15 protein-coding genes are annotated in these 17148 nt (G+C 48.1%); 9 read left to right on the forward strand and 6 right to left on the reverse strand.

Annotated features, from left to right (window positions below; all coding sequences use genetic code 11):
* Positions 1–324: 324 nt before the first annotated feature.
* On the reverse strand, positions 325–2214 hold the full coding sequence (locus A1OO_RS17705) for a sigma-54-dependent Fis family transcriptional regulator (protein WP_017003880.1): 1890 nt from the start codon (positions 2212–2214) through the stop codon (positions 325–327).
* A 267-nt stretch (positions 2215–2481) separates the two neighbouring features.
* Between A1OO_RS17705 and A1OO_RS17710 the strand changes: the two genes are divergently transcribed.
* The 6 genes from A1OO_RS17710 to A1OO_RS17735 are packed head-to-tail and all read left to right on the forward strand — an operon-like array spanning position 2482 to position 8439.
* Positions 2482–3561 carry an ABC transporter ATP-binding protein gene (locus A1OO_RS17710; protein WP_017003881.1) on the forward strand — a complete coding sequence of 360 codons (1080 nt, stop codon included), beginning with the start codon at positions 2482–2484 and terminating at the stop codon, positions 3559–3561.
* A 10-nt stretch (positions 3562–3571) separates the two neighbouring features.
* Entirely contained in the window at positions 3572–4708 is a 1137-nt protein-coding gene (locus A1OO_RS17715; protein WP_017003883.1) for an ABC transporter ATP-binding protein, read from the forward strand.
* Complete coding sequence (locus A1OO_RS17720) at positions 4698–5567, forward strand: carbohydrate ABC transporter permease (RefSeq protein ID WP_016959820.1); 870 nt, start codon at positions 4698–4700, stop codon at positions 5565–5567. Before A1OO_RS17715 ends, A1OO_RS17720 begins: the two co-directional genes overlap by 11 nt.
* Positions 5568–5570: 3 nt before the next feature.
* Complete coding sequence (locus A1OO_RS17725; RefSeq protein WP_016959821.1) at positions 5571–6368, forward strand: carbohydrate ABC transporter permease; 798 nt, start codon at positions 5571–5573, stop codon at positions 6366–6368.
* A gap of 39 nt (positions 6369–6407) precedes the next feature.
* Entirely contained in the window at positions 6408–6680 is a 273-nt protein-coding gene (locus tag A1OO_RS17730) for a DUF2160 domain-containing protein (protein WP_016959823.1), read from the forward strand.
* 25 nt (positions 6681–6705) lie between these two features.
* The gene (locus A1OO_RS17735; RefSeq protein WP_016959824.1) at positions 6706–8439 is read left to right on the forward strand and encodes an ABC transporter substrate-binding protein; all 1734 of its coding nucleotides are present in this window, start codon (positions 6706–6708) and stop codon (positions 8437–8439) included.
* A gap of 168 nt (positions 8440–8607) precedes the next feature.
* On the opposite strand, the gene A1OO_RS17740 is transcribed toward A1OO_RS17735, so the two are convergent.
* Complete coding sequence (locus tag A1OO_RS17740; RefSeq protein WP_016959825.1) at positions 8608–10929, reverse strand: response regulator; 2322 nt, start codon at positions 10927–10929, stop codon at positions 8608–8610.
* A gap of 82 nt (positions 10930–11011) precedes the next feature.
* Between A1OO_RS17740 and A1OO_RS17745 the strand changes: the two genes are divergently transcribed.
* Together A1OO_RS17745 and A1OO_RS17750 are read left to right on the forward strand one after the other, a co-directional pair.
* Complete coding sequence (locus tag A1OO_RS17745) at positions 11012–11794, forward strand: hypothetical protein (RefSeq protein ID WP_016959826.1); 783 nt, start codon at positions 11012–11014, stop codon at positions 11792–11794.
* A 53-nt stretch (positions 11795–11847) separates the two neighbouring features.
* Positions 11848–12528 (forward strand): flagellar brake protein, encoded by a 681-nt coding sequence (locus A1OO_RS17750; protein ID WP_016959827.1) that lies wholly within the window; start codon positions 11848–11850, stop codon positions 12526–12528.
* A gap of 85 nt (positions 12529–12613) precedes the next feature.
* Here the strand turns inward: A1OO_RS17750 and hppD are convergent, their stop codons facing one another.
* The 3 genes from hppD to A1OO_RS17765 form a co-directional block, all read right to left on the reverse strand.
* On the reverse strand, positions 12614–13717 hold the full coding sequence (gene hppD / locus A1OO_RS17755) for a 4-hydroxyphenylpyruvate dioxygenase (RefSeq protein WP_017003885.1): 1104 nt from the start codon (positions 13715–13717) through the stop codon (positions 12614–12616).
* A 188-nt stretch (positions 13718–13905) separates the two neighbouring features.
* On the reverse strand, positions 13906–14265 hold the full coding sequence (locus tag A1OO_RS17760) for a DUF2750 domain-containing protein (RefSeq protein WP_016959829.1): 360 nt from the start codon (positions 14263–14265) through the stop codon (positions 13906–13908).
* A gap of 113 nt (positions 14266–14378) precedes the next feature.
* Positions 14379–15281 (reverse strand): helix-turn-helix domain-containing protein, encoded by a 903-nt coding sequence (locus A1OO_RS17765; RefSeq protein WP_026023936.1) that lies wholly within the window; start codon positions 15279–15281, stop codon positions 14379–14381.
* Between the two features lie 188 nt (positions 15282–15469).
* Here A1OO_RS17765 and A1OO_RS17770 point away from each other — a divergent pair, with 188 nt between their 5' ends.
* Positions 15470–16369, forward strand: coding sequence for a DMT family transporter (locus A1OO_RS17770; RefSeq protein ID WP_016959831.1), 900 nt, complete (start codon positions 15470–15472; stop codon positions 16367–16369).
* A gap of 301 nt (positions 16370–16670) precedes the next feature.
* Here the strand turns inward: A1OO_RS17770 and A1OO_RS17775 are convergent, their stop codons facing one another.
* A complete protein-coding gene (locus A1OO_RS17775; RefSeq protein WP_016959832.1) occupies positions 16671–17030 on the reverse strand; it encodes a hypothetical protein in 360 nt (119 codons plus the stop codon).
* Positions 17031–17148 lie beyond the last annotated feature (118 nt).

Raw genomic sequence — 17148 nt, forward strand, 5'->3', positions numbered from 1 at the left:
TTGGCTGATTTACAACCAATACAAGGTGATTAATGTAGGTGATAGATAGCGCATAAAAAGTCGCATTTATGATGCTTTTGTTGCATTAAATGGGGATTTAATTCACGCGAAGAATGACTTTATTCGGTATCAATGGGCACCTAAAACGTTCAATAAATGAACGTATTTTGTAAAAACACTCATCCGACCATTTGCGAGCCACATCTAATATTTATAACTTTATCAATGGAACTTTTTACTAAGATGCTCGAGAGCGCGCAAATAAAACGTGCAACAGAACACTGACAACGCACAAAAATCGCTGCCATTATCGCGTAAACCGCCCTATTTCAGACCGAGTGAGCGCAGTCGCTTATAGATAGTGTTACGACTCACTCCAGTGAGTTGTGCTAAGCGGGTAATGTTTCCATCGGACGACGCATAAAGCGCGGGAAGGGTATCGCGCCAGCTCGCAGACTGTGCAACCGGACTGACTACGTCATTTTCTGGCAGGGAGGAAATAGAAGGCGATTGCACATCCAAGAAAAAATCATCGGGCAAATGATGAGTCTGTATCCGCTCCCCCTGTGACAACGCCAATGCCACACGGAGGGTATTGACCAACTGACGAATATTTCCCGGCCATGGGTGCTGGGCAAATAAGTGAAATACTTCTCGGTCGATAACCACACTTTGATCTGCTGCAAGTTCAGGTAACAACGCACTGACTAAGGGCTCTATATCTGATCGTTCGCACAATGCGGGTAAAAACAGCGTTAATCCGTTGATACGATAGTAAAGGTCATCTCTGAACCGCTTCTCAGCAACCGCCGACCTCAATGACTGATGGGTTGCGCAAATCACGCGAAAATCGACAGGGTAGCTTTCCGTACTGCCTAGCGGTGTCACCGCTTTTTCTTGCAGCACCCGCAACAATCGCGCTTGCACATGCAGTGGCATATCGCCAATTTCATCCAGCATCAAGGTGCCGCCGTCTGCTTGACGAATATAGCCCATGCTGCCTTTTGCATTGGCCCCCGTAAACGCGCCTTTTACGTAACCAAACAGTTCTGATTCCACCAGCTCAGCAGGGATCGCGGCACAGTTCACCGCCACCATTTTTTTCTTAGCGCGGTTTGACGAAGCATGTACCGCCTTCGCAAACACCTCTTTGCCTACTCCCGTTTCGCCTTGTATAACCAAAGGGATATCGCTGTTAACCACACTTAACGCTTGGCGTATTGCCTTTTGCATTTTCAGATCACCAAGGTCGAGATGTGGCAACTGGCGATCGCTCGGCGCAATAGCCACTTTTTTTGGCATTGGCGCAGATGAGTTGGGCGAGAATGCAGGCGTCTGCGTTGAAAAGGGGGAGCGAATTGTCCGCGTCATAGGCTGCTTGATCGCGCCAAACAAACGATATTTAGACAGACCAATAAAGGAAAGAGAATGATTTTCAGGATGTGCAGAAAGCTTTAGCGCGGATATACCCGTTACATATTCTATGCTTAATCCCGCCAAGGTCTGGCCCACTAATAGATCGGCACGTCGATTTGCAGCAACAATGTCTCCGCTTTCATTAAACACCAACAACCCCGCCCATTGGCTCGTAAGGTTATCACTGCTGGTATTGAAAATAAGCATGTGGTGATGATGACGATAGGTTGCGATGATCAGTTGGTTCTCTACCGCCTGCGTCATTACCTTCACCATGCCGTTCACATGTGAGGTGGGCAGATACGCATCCGACGATATGTTCAACACACCCACAAGATGACGATCACTGTTATAAATTGGCGCTGCAGACGCCGTCATATAACGGTTGGCGATCAAGTAATGTTCATCGCGTCCCACCGCAACAGCTTCACCTGTTTGCAAAGCCGTTCCGACTGCATTAGTACCATTGTATTTTTCTAGCCAGCTTGTCCCTTGGTCAAACAAATGCTTTTCCATTTGGCTAACAAAACCCGGTCTTCCCCAGCGACTTAGCAAATTGCCATCATTGTCTGCCAGCAGCACAAGGCTGTTGCTGTTCACCAATATATTTTCGTAAAAAGGCAGGACTTGCTCCTGAGTGGTCGCAATGAGGTCATTAGACCGATCGCGGGCATCATGCCATTGACCTTGATTCAACTGCACGATTTCAGGCGTGGCCTTTGGTGACAGCCCAAGGGACTGACATCGACGCCAAGAGGCCTGAATAATCTCATCATGAGTGTGAGCTATATCGCTCATTGTGAATCCCTTCCATGCGCATTCGAACAGAAAATGAGCGTTAAGCATTGTTCACATTTTGTTAACAGTCAACAAAATGGGTGACACTTTTTTCACACCATTACTGTTCATCCTCACATAAAATATCAACAAATCAGAAGGTTAACATTTTATTAACTATTGGCACGGTTCTAGCGTATGTCATTCGGAATGTGATGACGATGCGCGTTTTCGCCAAACGTATTGTTGCACCGCTGCATCGACCCCAACACTTATCAGGGAGCCTTCATGTCACTTGAATTGAAAAATGTCACAAGGGTAAGTAACAACGAAGTGTGGCTAGACAACATAGACCTTCGTATTGAGCCCGGTTCTTTCAACGTATTACTTGGTCGAACATTGGCAGGGAAAACCAGCCTAATGCGGCTGATGGCAGGGCTCGATAAGCCTTCCTCTGGAACGGTCTTGTTCAATGGGCAAGATGTCACTGGCGTGCCAGTTCGCGAACGAAACGTGTCCATGGTGTATCAGCAGTTTATCAACTACCCCAACATGACGGTGTATGAAAACATCGCTTCACCACTGCGATTAGAAAAACACCCTAAGCACATCATCAAAGAGCGCGTGCAGGAAATAGCTGAAATGCTGCACATTGAATCTTTTCTGAATCGGCTTCCTCTTGAATTGTCAGGTGGGCAACAACAGCGCACTGCCATGGCAAGAGCGCTAGTGAAAAATGCCGATTTGATTTTGTTCGATGAACCCTTGGTGAACCTTGATTACAAACTGCGCGAAGAGCTCAGACAGGAGATGCGCGAACTGTTTGCCGAACGCAACACGATCGCAGTGTATGCCACCACCGAACCGAATGAAGCCTTGGCGCTGGGTGGCAACATATTGCTCATGCATGAAGGTCAAGTGATCCAATCTGGCCCCACGGCAGAGGTGTACCACCACCCCGCGTCTGTCACCAGTGCCGAACTTTTTGGTGAGCCGCCAATTAACCTTATTCGTGGTAGCGTCGGCGAAGGCAATGTCTCTTTTGACGAACATATCCATTTCCCGCTCAACACGAATCTCGGCGAGTTAGAAGACGGTCAATACCAATTCGGTATTCGACCAAACCATCTCAGTCTGGTCCCCCACAACGATGACGATCTTGAACTTTCCGTCGACGTTGAGCTAGCAGAGATCAGTGGCAGCGAAACGTTCCTTCACGTACGCAATCGTGACATCAACATGGTGCTGCACCTACCTGGTGTTCACGACTACGCCGTAGACGCAAAAATCAGCATCTATGTGCCCACGCATAAGCTCTATGTTTTTGATCAGTCAGAGCAGCTCATTCAATCTGCGCGCCGTTTGTGAGGAAATAAGCATGGCAGAAATTATTCTCGATTCACTGGCGCATTCTTACTCGCCCTCACCACAGGGACGAAGCGACTACGCCATCAGAAAAATGACACACACTTGGCGCAACGGTGGAGCCTATGCCCTGCTGGGCCCATCAGGCTGCGGTAAAAGCACCATGCTGAATATCATTTCCGGCTTGCTAACGCCTTCTGAAGGCAAAGTCGTGTTCGATAATCAAGATGTCAGCCAACTTGCGCCGCAAGAAAGAAACATCGCGCAGGTTTTCCAGTTTCCTGTGGTGTACGACACCATGACGGTATACGACAACCTCGCCTTTCCACTTCGCAACATGAAAACCCCTGAAGCGAAAGTCCGGTCGCGAGTCAGTGAGGTCGCAGAACTTCTCGAACTCACGTCCGTGCTGGACAAACGGGCCAGCAACCTTACCGCGGATGAAAAACAAAAAGTCTCCATGGGACGCGGGTTAGTGCGTGAAGATGTCTCGGCGATTTTGTTTGATGAACCCCTGACGGTGATCGACCCACATCTGAAATGGAAACTTCGCCGCAAGCTCCGTCAAATTCACGAACAGTTTCACATCACCATGATTTACGTGACGCACGATCAGCTAGAAGCCGCCACTTTCGCAGAAGAAATTGCCGTGATGTATGACGGTACCATCGTGCAATTTGGTACGCCTCGCGAGTTGTTTGAATCCCCCAATCATACCTTTGTCGGCTTTTTTATCGGCAGTCCCGGCATGAATCTTCTCACCGTGCAAAGAACCGATGATGGCAATGTCAGTTTTGAAGACATTGCGCTTCCGCTGACCCCTGAACAGCGCGAGGTATTAGCCGCGACAGAAAGCGACAACATCAAAGTCGGCATACGACCCGAATTTGTTCATCTGTGGCAGGAAAAGCGCGATCACGCGTGGCAAGTGCCCGTGCAATACATCGAAGATCTTGGGACATACAAAATCGTGACCGTTCGGTTTGGTAGCCAAACGTTAAAGCTGCGTATCGCAGAAGAAGCACCCGAGCCAAAAGACCACGCCTACATCAGTTTTCCCGCGCAATGGTTAAAACTGTATGTGGATGAATACCTGACCGGTGAACCGCAACACACCGCACTGGAAACGGGAGATCAGGATGCAGACTAAAACTGAAAACAATCGCGCATGGTTGCTGGTGATGCCCGTGTTCCTGCTGGTTGCCTTCTCCGCCATCATTCCGCTGATGACGGTGGTGAACTACTCGATTCAGGACATTTTCGACCAAAACACCCGCTATTTTGTCGGCACCGAATGGTATCGCGAAATTCTTAATGACCCCCGCCTCCACGATTCGTTAGTACGCCAGTTTATCTACTCCTTCTGCGTATTGGCGATAGAAATCCCACTGGGTATCGCCGTGGCGTTGACCATGCCAGCAAAAGGCTTAAAAGCCTCCATTGTGTTGATTGTGCTGGCTGTACCGCTGCTGATCCCTTGGAACGTGGTAGGGACAATTTGGCAGATTTTCGGGCGTGCCGACATTGGCTTACTGGGCTGGTTTCTCAACAACATTGGTGTCAGTTACAACTATGCGTCCGATCCCGTTGATGCGTGGATCACTGTGCTCGTCATGGACGTGTGGCACTGGACCTCACTGGTCGCACTTTTATGTTACTCAGGCTTACGCGCTATTCCCGATGTGTATTACCAAGCGGCGAAAATCGACCGCGCATCTAACTGGGCAGTGTTCCGATATATCCAGTTACCCAAGCTTAAAAGCGTGCTGTTGCTCGGCGTCCTGCTGCGTTTTATGGACAGCTTTATGATCTACACCGAGCCGTTTGTGCTTACGGGCGGGGGCCCCGGAAACTCCACCACCTTCTTGTCACAAGCACTCACAAAAATGGCAGTCGGTCAGTTTGATATCGGCCCCGCAGCCGCTTTCTCCATTATCTACTTTTTGATCATTTTGCTGGTTTGTTGGGTGTTCTACACCGCCATGACCCGCATGGACGCGAGGAACTAAGCCATGACAAAAAAATCGATTGGCCTATCTGCCTACATCCTCTTTTTGATGCTACCGATTTATTGGTTGCTAATGATGTCGTTCAAAACTAATGAGGAAATATTGGGTGGCCTCACCTTCTGGCCACATTCTTTTACCTTGGATAACTACATCGTTATCTTCTCTGATCCGAGTTGGTATAACGGTTACCTGAATTCACTGACTTACGTCACCATCAATACCTTGTTGTCGCTTTCCGTCGCTTTGCCTGCCGCTTACGCATTTTCACGCTATCGGTTCATTGGCGACAAGCACCTGTTCTTTTGGTTGCTCACCAACCGTATGGCGCCTCCTGCTGTGTTTCTGTTGCCATTTTTCCAGCTCTATAGCTCTGTCGGCCTCTTTGATACCCACATTGCTGTCGCCCTCGCGCACTGCTTGTTCAACGTGCCATTGGCGGTATGGATATTGGAGGGCTTTATGTCCGGCGTACCGAAAGAAATCGACGAAACCGCACACATTGATGGTTATAGCTTTCCCCGCTTCTTTGTTCGGATTTTTCTTCCCATGATCCGCTCGGGTATCGGCGTCACCGCATTCTTCTGCTTTATGTTTAGTTGGGTGGAACTGCTCTTGGCACGAACGCTCACGTCAGTCAACGCCAAACCCATCGTTGCCACCATGACCCGTACCGTGAGTGCGTCTGGTATCGATTGGGGCGTGCTGGCAGCCGCGGGCGTGTTAACCATTGTTCCCGGACTATTGGTGATTTGGTTTGTTCGAAACCATGTCGCGAAAGGTTTTGCATTAGGACGTGTGTAATACCAATCGGCGTAAGTAATTGGTTTAAGGAGAAATACGATGAGTTGGATGGCCTGGACACTCCCAAGCACACTGTTTTTTATCACTATTGGCTGCATGTTGACAGCAATGACCGTACTCGAAGTACTTCGGCCTTGTGTAGAAAGGAAAGGATTTTTGCCTATCAGCACAACCCGAGGTGATCGATTATTTATAGGCCTGCTTAGCAGCGCTTATATCCACCTTTTCTTCATCGGAATGACAGATCTGCCCATCTGGTATCCCTTCGGGATGTCAATCGTGTGGTTAGTGGCCGTTATTCGCTGGGGTTAGGGAAAAACGACAAAGGAGCGAAACTATGAAGCAATTGTCTGCTGTACCCAAGTGGACCCCTCTCGGGTTCATGATCGGGCTGTTACTGGCACCGGCGGCACTCGCCGACCAGTACAGCGATGCGGCAACGAAGTGGGTCGATGATGAATTTACCCCTTCAACGCTTAACAAAGATGAACAGCTGAAGGAAATGGCGTGGTTCACTAACGCTGCCAAACCTTTCCGCGGTATGGAAATCAAGGTCGTATCCGAAACCATCACCACCCATGAATATGAATCAAAAGTGCTGGCAAAGGCTTTCGAGCAAATCACGGGCATTAAGGTCACGCACGATCTTATCCAAGAAGGTGATGTGGTAGAAAAGCTACAAACTGAAATGCAGTCAAACCGGAGTATCTATGATGCCTACATCAATGATTCTGACTTGATTGGTACTCACTTCCGTTACGGTAAAGTGTTCCCAATCAGTGACTACATGGAAAGTGAAGGCAAAGATGTCACGCTGCCAACGCTGGACCTTAATGACTTCATCGGCCTCAGTTTTACCACTGGCCCAGACGGAAAACTTTACCAACTGCCTGATCAGCAGTTTGCCAACCTTTACTGGTTCCGCGCCGATTGGTTTGCTCGTGCTGATCTCAAAGCCAAGTTCAAAGAAATATACGGCTATGAGTTAGGTGTGCCCGTCAACTGGTCAGCCTATGAAGACATCGCTGAGTTCTTTACCGTTCATGTTAAAGACATCGATGGTGAACGCGTTTACGGCCATATGGATTACGGTAAGAAAGACCCATCACTTGGCTGGCGCTTCACCGATGCATGGTTCTCCATGGCAGGTGCAGGTGACAAAGGCATTCCAAACGGGATCCCTGTCGATGAGTGGGGCATCCGTGTCGATGGTTGCTCGCCAGTCGGTTCAAGCGTTGAACGTGGCGGTGCCACAAACGGCCCAGCTGCCGTGTTTGCGACCACCAAATACGTGGATTGGCTGCAAAAATATGCGCCACCAGAAGCACAAGGCATGACCTTCTCTGAAGCGGGACCTGTGCCAGCGCAAGGGTCCATTGCACAGCAAATCTTCTGGTACACCGCATTTACGGCAGACATGACCAAGCCAGGTTTGGCCGTCGTTAATCCTGACGGCACCCCGAAATGGCGCATGGCACCATCGCCACGCGGCCCTTACTGGGAAGAAGGCATGAAGCTTGGCTACCAAGACACAGGTTCATGGACACTGATGAAGTCCACCGAGCCTAAGCGTCGTATGGCAGCATGGTTGTATGCACAGTTCACGGTTGCCAAAACCGTGTCACTGAAGAAAACACTGGTCGGTTTAACGCCAATTCGTGAGTCTGACATTAACTCTCAGGCAATGACAGACGTTGCACCTACTCTTGGCGGTCTGGTGGAATTCTACCGCAGCCCAGCGCGTGTGCAGTGGACACCGACCGGTACCAATGTGCCTGATTATCCAAAACTGGCACAGCTTTGGTGGCAATACATTGCTGAAGCAGCAAACGGTGAGAAAACACCACAAGAAGCGTTAAACGGACTGGCAGCGGCACAAGACAAAGTATTGCAACGTCTTGAGCGTGCCAACGTGCAAGGCGAGTGTGGTCCTAAGCTGAACAAACCGCGTGATGCTGAATACTGGCTAAACCTGCCAGGTGCACCGAAAGCGAAACTGCAGAACGAAAAACCAAAAGGGCAAACCATCAATTACGATGCGCTGCTTGAAGAGTGGAAATCGGCACTTTAATGACATGACGGCCACTTCCTATTCATACCGGAAGGGGTAACCCAGCGTTTCTCGTTGGGACGACATGACGCAAAACGCCTGCGAGAGATCCGCAGGCGTTTTTTTATTCATCATCAATGATTGACCCATCATCAGTGCTCGTGATTCTCCAGCACACAAGGCTCTGTGTTAGCTAGTCTTGGCTTTTTCCTGCACAGAACCTGGCATGTACATTTTTATCATGCGCTCCAAGTCATCTTTTCTCACTGGCTTAGCAATATAGTCATCCATACCCGCTTTTAAGCAATCATCTCTGTCTTGAGCCGTCGCGTTTGCGGTCAATGCCACGATGGGTGTGTGCTGTGCATAGCCGTGTTCTCGAAGCAATCTTGACGCTTGATAACCATCCATTATCGGCATTTGACAGTCCATAAAGATCAAATCAAAGCATTCGTCTTCACACATATCTAACGCGATTTTACCATTTTCAGCCACAACAACTTCAACCCCTAAGCGCGCCAACATCGCCTGTACCACGCGCTGATTAACCAAGGTATCTTCGACGACCAACACGCGTCCTTCATAAGAATCAGATTCTTCTGCATGTCGTGCAGGAAGTGTCTTCTCTGTTTTTTCTCCAGTCATCGAAATCACCCCTAGCTGTGCTTGGTGACTTCGCAGGATTTTCGCTAAGATATTGCGAAGATCATTGAACTTATAAGGGCGAGATAGATAGCCTTCAATATGAAAACTCTCCAATTTTACACTGTCATGCATTTCTGGGGCTGCGGTGATCATCATTAAACTTGGGCACCGCTTACCAAAGCGGTTACGCAATTTTGATGCAATTGAAAAGCCATCTGTATTCGGCATCAATTTATCGAGAATCACTATCTTATACGGTCTCGCGGTATCAATACGCTCGGCAATCATGTCTTCTGCATCTTCGGGATGCACACAACAAGAAATCTGAGCCCCCATATTGCCAAGCTGCGCGCTGGTAATGCGCATGTTCAATCGGCTGTCATCCACCAACAGCATGGCTGCGTCAGCAAATAATTGAGAATCAACGGGTATACCTTCAGGGATCGACGCACGGTCGAAAGTCAAAACGAAATAAAAGCGACTGCCCTCCCCTTCGGTACTTTCTAACAGCAAGCGTCCACCCATCAGGTCAACAATTTGGCTGGAAATAGCCAGCCCTAAACCTGTGCCACCAAAGTTGCGGCTCATGCTGCCATCAGCCTGTTCAAATTTTTCGAAAATTGTATCTTGCTTATCCGCCGGGATACCAATTCCGGTATCACGGACTTCGAACAATACCGTGCACTGTTCACCAACATCTTCGAGCTGCCTGATGCCAACATGAATACTGCCATGCTGAGTGAATTTCACTGCATTCCCTACCAAATTGATCATCACCTGACGCAACCTAGCTGCGTCGCCCATCAAAATAGGTGCCAAGCTATCCTCTACCTCGCACTTAAACTCGAGGTCTTTTTCTTTGGTTCTTAGGCGGAAAAGATGTTCTATGTCTCGATTGAGCTCAAACAGATTCAGCTCCAGCACTTCAAGTTCGAACTTGCCTGCTTCAATTTTTGAGAAATCCAGAATGTCATTAATAATGTCTAGCAACGATAGCGATGACGTCTCGAGCATATCGATGAATTCTTGCTGCTCATCATCCAGTTTGGTGCCTTTAAGCAGTGACGCCATGCCAATAATGCCGTTCATCGGCGTGCGGATTTCATGACTCATGTTAGCCAGAAACTCACTTTTCTTAAGATTGGCACCTTCAGCATGCGCCTTGGCTTCATGAAGATCTGCGCTGTACTCACGCATTTTTTCCACCGTGGTGTTGTACTGGGTGTAAAGCGTCACCAGCTCTTCGCCCATTTTACTTTTTGGCGGGTCAATGGTTAATGGCAAATTATCAACATCAAATTTGGTCACACGCTGAGAAATCCAAATCAATGGCCTCACAACATCCATGTAAACAATGAAAAACACCAAGCCACCCAAAATCAATGTGGCGCCACCTAAAAACAGCAACAGCATCACAAATCGCTCAGTCAGCGCGTTGTAGACATCTTGTAGACTGACCTCAATTTGCACAAAACCAAGTTCATACTCTTTGCCAAATTGGTTCTGAATCAAGGGCCATTGATAGGAAATTTTGGGTTCAGGCGGGCTTTTACCTTCTTCAGCAACCAGTCGACTTGCATCGAAAACGCGAATATAGCTAACGGCGGGGTGTTGGTAGATCCCCTTCGTAATCACGCCCACTTGGTCCACATCCTCTTGCCACAAACTGTTCGTAATACTTGGTAAATCCGTTTCTTGGATCAGCAACGTATTTTCTCGTAACAGTTCAGTGCGTGCCTGATAATCCAAATACAACGCAAAGGCCGCGACTAGAAATGCCAATAAACTGCAGACGAACAAAATGCGCCCCACCAATCTGGCGGCCATGCTGGAAGGCTGACGAAGATTCTCTTTTTGATTCAACATAGTCTAGGCTTATGGGTGTCTTATATATGGATCATCTTTCTCTAATAATAGTCATAAAACACAAACTTGGATGACGATTACCATGTCCAGAAAAAAACCATTTTTCTCTTCTCTGCCCACAATACCTTTGTTGATTTTGGCTGGATTTTTTTTCAGTACCAACGCCACCGCTTGGACACTTGATTACTATGTTGTTCAAGACCAATCAGAACCTCTGCAAATTCAAGAGGAAGGCCAAAATCACCGCGGCATTATAACGGACGTACTCTACAAGGCGCTGGAAGGAACGTCGCATCAGGTCCGAATCCATACCTATCCATTTAACCGCATGCTCGCTGAACTCACAGAATCTCAAAAACAGAATTGGGTTACCTATGGCAGTCCGCTATGGGGCGGAATGCAAGCAGCAAACCTTTCGTCACTGCCTCTATTTGAGGTTGAACACAGTATTCTCAGCAACGCCAACAACGTTTTGCCTTATGACAACCCTGACGATCTCGATGGAAAAATAGCGGTGTTGCTGTTTGGGTTTGATTACCCTGGGCTCGATGCAAAAATACACAAAGGGGTGGTAAGCGAAGTGCGAGTAAAAAACTATGACGCAGCATTTCGAGTAGTCGATCGCCTTAAAGGCACAGGGGGTTTTGTCGAAATGGATATTCGCCTCAAATATCATTTGAAGCGCCTCGGGTTTACACCTGACGATTACGATCTTCGTAAAATTAGTAACTTGATCCCCAACTACTCTATTCATTTGGCCTATTCGCCAGGCATTGATCCCGAGATACAACGCTTCCTCGACATGCGTCTAACGCAATTGGTTGAAAACAATGAGATCAGCATGATTGTAGACAAATATCAGTAGAGATATTCATGCACTGGTTTATCGCATAACCCAACAAGTAATGGAAAATGGCTATGCAATCACTAAAAACTGAGGGTTCCGATAGCTTCTACAAACTGATGGAGATCGGTGCCCGACTCAATATTGAGCTTTCTGATGATCCAAAGAAAATGCAGGTTGCTTCTCGGCTAGTGGGTTATCGAAAAGAGCAGTTTCTTTTGATTGACTGCCCAACGGGAAAAGACCCTTTTATCGAACGATTCTATATTCCCAACAACGAAATCATCGTTCGTGCTATCACGGATAGTGAATTTCGGGATGTCATCGCGTTTCGTTGTTTAGTCATGGGCGTCATACAAAAGCCCATCCGGCTGCTTATCGTTTCCATTCCTGAGAACATTGCACACCGACAAATCCGCCAAGAGCCCCGCATAGACACAAACATGTCTATTCGCATCCAAGGCGGTGAAGGTATCTTTAGCGGAAGAATGACTGACTATTCAGTGTCAGGGTGCTGCTTAGAAATCACTGCCGATGAGCATTTGCTGTTTGAAGATGAAACGTTAGAAATCATCATTGATTACGGTAGTGATTTGAGCGGTAAAATCAAAGGCACTGTTGTAGCAGTCAATAACGAGAAAGACCCACCCACGGCAGGTCTTCGGTTTGACGAAAGCGGCGCCTCACTGCGAAAAGAGTTTTTCTATCAACTGCTGTTTGATATCCGTAAAAACGACAAATCGCTGGACGTCTGACTAAGCACTTGCAAACAAATACCGTCCAACAGGCTGTCACTCTCGGCAAGAACGACTGCCTGGTTCGATCTCTATTATCTCGTCATCATCCTGCGTCCAACACGCCTCGACGTATCTGGTCCATTTCAATCGATTCAAACAATGCCTGAAAATTCCCTTCGCCAAACCCTTGGTTACCTTTGCGCTGAATAATTTCAAAGAACACAGGACCAATGACGGTATCGGTAAATATCTGTAACAGAATACCGGTACTCTCATTGCCATCAATCAATACACGCAGTTCGCGAAGTTGATTCAGGCTTTCATCGTGTCCTTCTACTCGCCCATTGACGTTCTCGTAATACGTATCGGGCGTATCCATAAAACGCATTCCACGCGAGCGCAAAGTGTGAACGGTTTGGTATATGTCGTCAGTGCTCAATGCGATATGTTGAATACCTTCGCCATTATAGGCATCAAGGTATTCCGCAATCTGCGATTTATCATCACTCGATTCGTTAATGGGGATACGGATTTTTCCACAAGGGGCGGTTAACGCGCGAGATTTCAATCCCGTCAGCTTCCCTTCGATATCAAAAAAGCGGATTTCTTTAAAATTGGCGATACGATCGTAAAAATCCGACCACACATCCATGTTACCTTTTTCGACATTGTGCGTGAGATGATCAATCACCTTCAACCCCGCATCCGCTGCCTTAAGCGTTTCCTGCCAATTAGGGTAGTAACTAAAATCAATGTCGTATATCTCACTGTCACCGTATCGATCGACAAGATAGAGATACGAACCGCCAATACCATGAATGGCTGGGATGTTCAGCTCCATCAAACCGATGCGAGGTTCACAAGCTTCTGCGCCTTGCTTCACCGCATAGCTCATTGCGTGGCTAGAATCATTGACCCGAAACGCCATGGCATTCACGCTGGCGCCATGTTGCTTCGCAAAACCTTCCGCTTGTGAATCATGTTCGCCGTTAACGATGAAATTGATGTCACCCTGACGATAAAGCCACACGTCTTTATGTTTGTGTTTGGCGATCTCCGCGAAGCCCATCAGCGAAAAAAGGGTTTTCAGATCGGCAATGCCTTTTGCATTGGGCGCCGTGTATTCAACAAACTCGAAGCCATCTGTCCCCATTGGATTGATTGTTGTCTCTGCCATCTTCATTCCTCCTGCCAAGCCATCAGCCATTGGCGTCCCTCTTAAATGCACCAAACCATGTGCAGACCCTCCCAAATCAATGATGCTGAGTCTGGGGTATGCCTTTAAAGGGATAGCAGTCTGTAAGCAGAAACAGCAACGCAAGCGTGCCTTCACAAGGAAGCACACTGTAAAGGAAGTTGTGTACAAGGAGATTGACAGTACGTGATGGCGCGCTGTTAATTGGGCAAGCTGACCTGTAAATATCGTGCAACCATTTCAGCGGCTTCAACTTCTTCTCCACAAAGATCAGCCCCCCAATCTGGCCCCAACATCACGGCATCTTTCGCGAGATCCACCAGCCATTCGTCAACAAATTCGGGAATGGTAATGGCCATTGGCGCAAAATCCTCCCACTCGTCAACACAATGAATGGCCGCCGCTTCTCTTGAAGACCAGAACGGCATGACATCAGTATCTTCATAAATGGATGAATCACAGATCACCCACCCTGTTTTACATTGTAAACCCCAGACCTCACCGTGATGGCGGGAATTGGCAACGAACCGCTCTACGGGTGTCGCTTCAATGGTTGTCATGCCCTTTCTCCTGATTTGCGCAAAGTCTTCTATGACGCCAACATATGGCAAGCTAACACTTCAATTTATGCAGTAGAAATGGGGCGTTGTGTATCAAGATTGAGGATTTGGTATTAGTGACCGCGGGCTTGCTCTCGACGGAACGCGGCAGGCGTAGCGCCCACTCTCAATTTGAATTGTTGAGAGAGGTGTTGTTGAGATGAAAAACCACATGCAGAGGCGACATCGACCAATGACAGGCTATTTTGGGTAAGCAAAATTTTCGCCAGTTCCACACGTCGAAACAGCACGTATTGATGCGGGGTACAGCCGAAACTGGTTTTGAACATACGAGCAAAATGGAATTCACTCAACTGCGTCAAGGTCGCCAAATCACTGAGCGAAAAAGACACGGATAAGCTTTCTTCTACATATTCAATCACTCGCCGCTGGTTTTGTGGCGACAAGCCCCCTGAAGCGACCGTAAGTTTCAACGGTTGATGACAATATTGTCTGACCATGTGTAGCAGCAACATTTGCTGTGCGTGAGACAACATGAGCCTGTCGGTGCTTTGCGACCAATCCAGTTTCAACATGGTTTGACGCACCAGTTGACTGACAAACGGATCATCAACAAAGGTACATTCTTTTAGCTCAATATGACGGCCTTCTTTATCGAACACCTGCTCAGCAAAGCGCTGCAGGTGCGCTTGCTCAAAATAGAAATGAAAGAAACGGAAAGGGTCAGAAAACGCCCAGTCGGAACGATGATCTTTCGGCATCAAACACAGCTTGTCTTCACCGCCATACAAATCACCTGCGCCTGAACATCGTTTGGTGTTTTGTCCACCCGCGACATAGAAACTCAGGGTGTGATGACCCGGTTTGTCATAGCTCGCGCTGCCGTGGCTGTTGCTCCACACCGCCGCCCCCATGCCATTGTCTAGCCAGATATCGCCATGCAGCTTTGCCGTATTCTCTCGCAATACGTTGTAAACACGCTGCCTTTTCATTCCCTGAGGTGAATCCTTGTCCATACCACTCCTACTCCTGTCTCTTTTCAATATATCCCGAGTGAGAGGTTGTGGGTACTAGGTGCAGGAGAAAAGCGCAAGAATCTATAAAATCAGCAGGAATATGAAAGTCAGCCGACAATCTTCGGAATAAGGTGTGGACATAAAAACAACAATGTCATCTGGCTAGTAAGAAAAAGGAGTAGTGGCACATGAATGCAATATTATATGCAGTAACTGTGTTTATTTGGGGGTCAACTTGGCTGGCTATCGCATATCAGATCGGCGACACACCTGTTGTCGTCTCTGTTGGCTGGCGCTTTGGGTTGGCATCCCTCGCCCTATTTTTCATATTAATAGCGCGTAACGCGCTGCCCAAATTAACCCGTGAAAACCACAAAATGGCAGCGCTGCTGGCCTTGTGTCTGTTTTCCAACAATTTTCTGTGCTTTTACGCCGCAACACAATACCTGCCCAGTGGGCTAAACGCCGTGGTGTTTTCACTTGCTCCCATCTTGAACGCATTGAATCTTTGGTGGCTTGATAAACGTCGCCCGACAGGCACCTTCGTCCAAGGCGCATTGATGGGTTTTACCGGGGTTGTCTTTCTTTTCGGCTCGCAGTTCTTAAATGCCGATATGGATATCACCATTTTCCTTGGCCTTGGCTTGTCTTTGGTGGGCACTTACTTCTTTTCGATGGGCAATTTGGTCTCAGCCCGCGCTCAGAAAAAAAACATGCCGCTGTTGCCGACCACGGCGTGGGCAATGGGATACGGCGCAATCTACCTATTTGCTATCGCACTGTTCATGGGGCATTCATTCGCCATTTCTACCACACCTTTGTACGTTTCTGCACTGGTCTATCTCGCGATTATTGGCTCTGTGGTTGGCTTCAACACCTACCTTGCCTTAGTCGGCCGCATAGGGGCGGCCAAAGCGGCTTACTGTACCGTGCTGTTCCCTTTGGTTGCCCTATCACTTTCCACCGTGTTTGAAGGCTACGAATGGACGTGGATGTCTGCCCTTGGCGTAATGTTAGTGATTGCCGGAAACCTTCGTGTGTTTGGCGTACCCGAACCCGTTAAGCGCTGGTATCTCGCGCACCGATAACGATTCCTTAATAATCTCACGTAGCTCGCACAGAGCGAGCTACTCCGCCGCAAGTTGAACCACCCACACAATGCAGACCAACACCGGCCATAACCAACTGGGTATACCGAGTGAAAATCGATTAATCGCGTGGGGATTTTGTTTATTATTGTTGTCCATGAGTTTGTCCTCGTACTGTTCACTAAGGACAATTAAACCCCATCAAATGGGCGCTAGCGAGGAAGACAAATGGCAATGTGGCGAGCAATGGTGGCGGAAATCTGGCAAAGCACTCAATCTAGCGCGTGTGGTGGTGTGATGACTACACCTTGAAATCGTAGCTGCGTTCGCCATTTTGCGGGGTAATGGTTTTTTCTACTTGTTGCAACAGTTGCTGCTGACCCTGGGTGTAGGCGGAATACTTCGCCATTTTAGCTTCTTGCTCGGCAACACGGTCAATCAAACCACGGTAATCACCGCGTTGTGGCGCGTCTTCTTGAGCGGCTTCTGCCTGCTTTTTCTCTTCACGCTCTTTACGCAAAACCTCAGCGCGTTCACTGATTGATTGTTCTTTCGCTGATGTCACACCGTCATTACGCGCAGCATTGGCATCTTCGCGTTCTTTCTGGCGAGATGTCATCAAGCTATTGGTCGAATAACTGGTGTTGATCAGGTTTGGCATTGCATTTCCCACTTTCTATGTTGCTGGCTATGTCGATGAATATCACCTGTCAGCATTCTTGCCAACGTACTCTTAACTCTAGTACAGCCCCCTCTTATACGAAGCGTTTTTCTGCTCA

It is taken from the genome of Enterovibrio norvegicus FF-33 (genome assembly GCF_000286835.2).
Taxonomy (GTDB): domain Bacteria; phylum Pseudomonadota; class Gammaproteobacteria; order Enterobacterales; family Vibrionaceae; genus Enterovibrio; species Enterovibrio norvegicus_A.

Excerpts from the sequence above, each read along its gene's own strand:
- A1OO_RS17705 (WP_017003880.1), bottom strand. The coding sequence starts at position 2,214 with ATGAGCGATATAGCTCACACTCATGATGAGATTATTCAGGCCTCTTGG.
- A1OO_RS17710 (WP_017003881.1), top strand. The coding sequence starts at position 2,482 with ATGTCACTTGAATTGAAAAATGTCACAAGGGTAAGTAACAACGAAGTG.
- A1OO_RS17715 (WP_017003883.1), top strand. The coding sequence starts at position 3,572 with ATGGCAGAAATTATTCTCGATTCACTGGCGCATTCTTACTCGCCCTCA.
- A1OO_RS17720 (WP_016959820.1), top strand. The coding sequence starts at position 4,698 with ATGCAGACTAAAACTGAAAACAATCGCGCATGGTTGCTGGTGATGCCC.
- A1OO_RS17725 (WP_016959821.1), top strand. The coding sequence starts at position 5,571 with ATGACAAAAAAATCGATTGGCCTATCTGCCTACATCCTCTTTTTGATG.
- A1OO_RS17730 (WP_016959823.1), top strand. The coding sequence starts at position 6,408 with ATGAGTTGGATGGCCTGGACACTCCCAAGCACACTGTTTTTTATCACT.
- A1OO_RS17735 (WP_016959824.1), top strand. The coding sequence starts at position 6,706 with ATGAAGCAATTGTCTGCTGTACCCAAGTGGACCCCTCTCGGGTTCATG.
- A1OO_RS17740 (WP_016959825.1), bottom strand. The coding sequence starts at position 10,929 with ATGTTGAATCAAAAAGAGAATCTTCGTCAGCCTTCCAGCATGGCCGCC.
- A1OO_RS17745 (WP_016959826.1), top strand. The coding sequence starts at position 11,012 with ATGTCCAGAAAAAAACCATTTTTCTCTTCTCTGCCCACAATACCTTTG.
- A1OO_RS17750 (WP_016959827.1), top strand. The coding sequence starts at position 11,848 with ATGCAATCACTAAAAACTGAGGGTTCCGATAGCTTCTACAAACTGATG.
- hppD (WP_017003885.1), bottom strand. The coding sequence starts at position 13,717 with ATGGCTGATGGCTTGGCAGGAGGAATGAAGATGGCAGAGACAACAATC.
- A1OO_RS17760 (WP_016959829.1), bottom strand. The coding sequence starts at position 14,265 with ATGACAACCATTGAAGCGACACCCGTAGAGCGGTTCGTTGCCAATTCC.
- A1OO_RS17765 (WP_026023936.1), bottom strand. The coding sequence starts at position 15,281 with ATGGACAAGGATTCACCTCAGGGAATGAAAAGGCAGCGTGTTTACAAC.
- A1OO_RS17770 (WP_016959831.1), top strand. The coding sequence starts at position 15,470 with ATGAATGCAATATTATATGCAGTAACTGTGTTTATTTGGGGGTCAACT.
- A1OO_RS17775 (WP_016959832.1), bottom strand. The coding sequence starts at position 17,030 with ATGCCAAACCTGATCAACACCAGTTATTCGACCAATAGCTTGATGACA.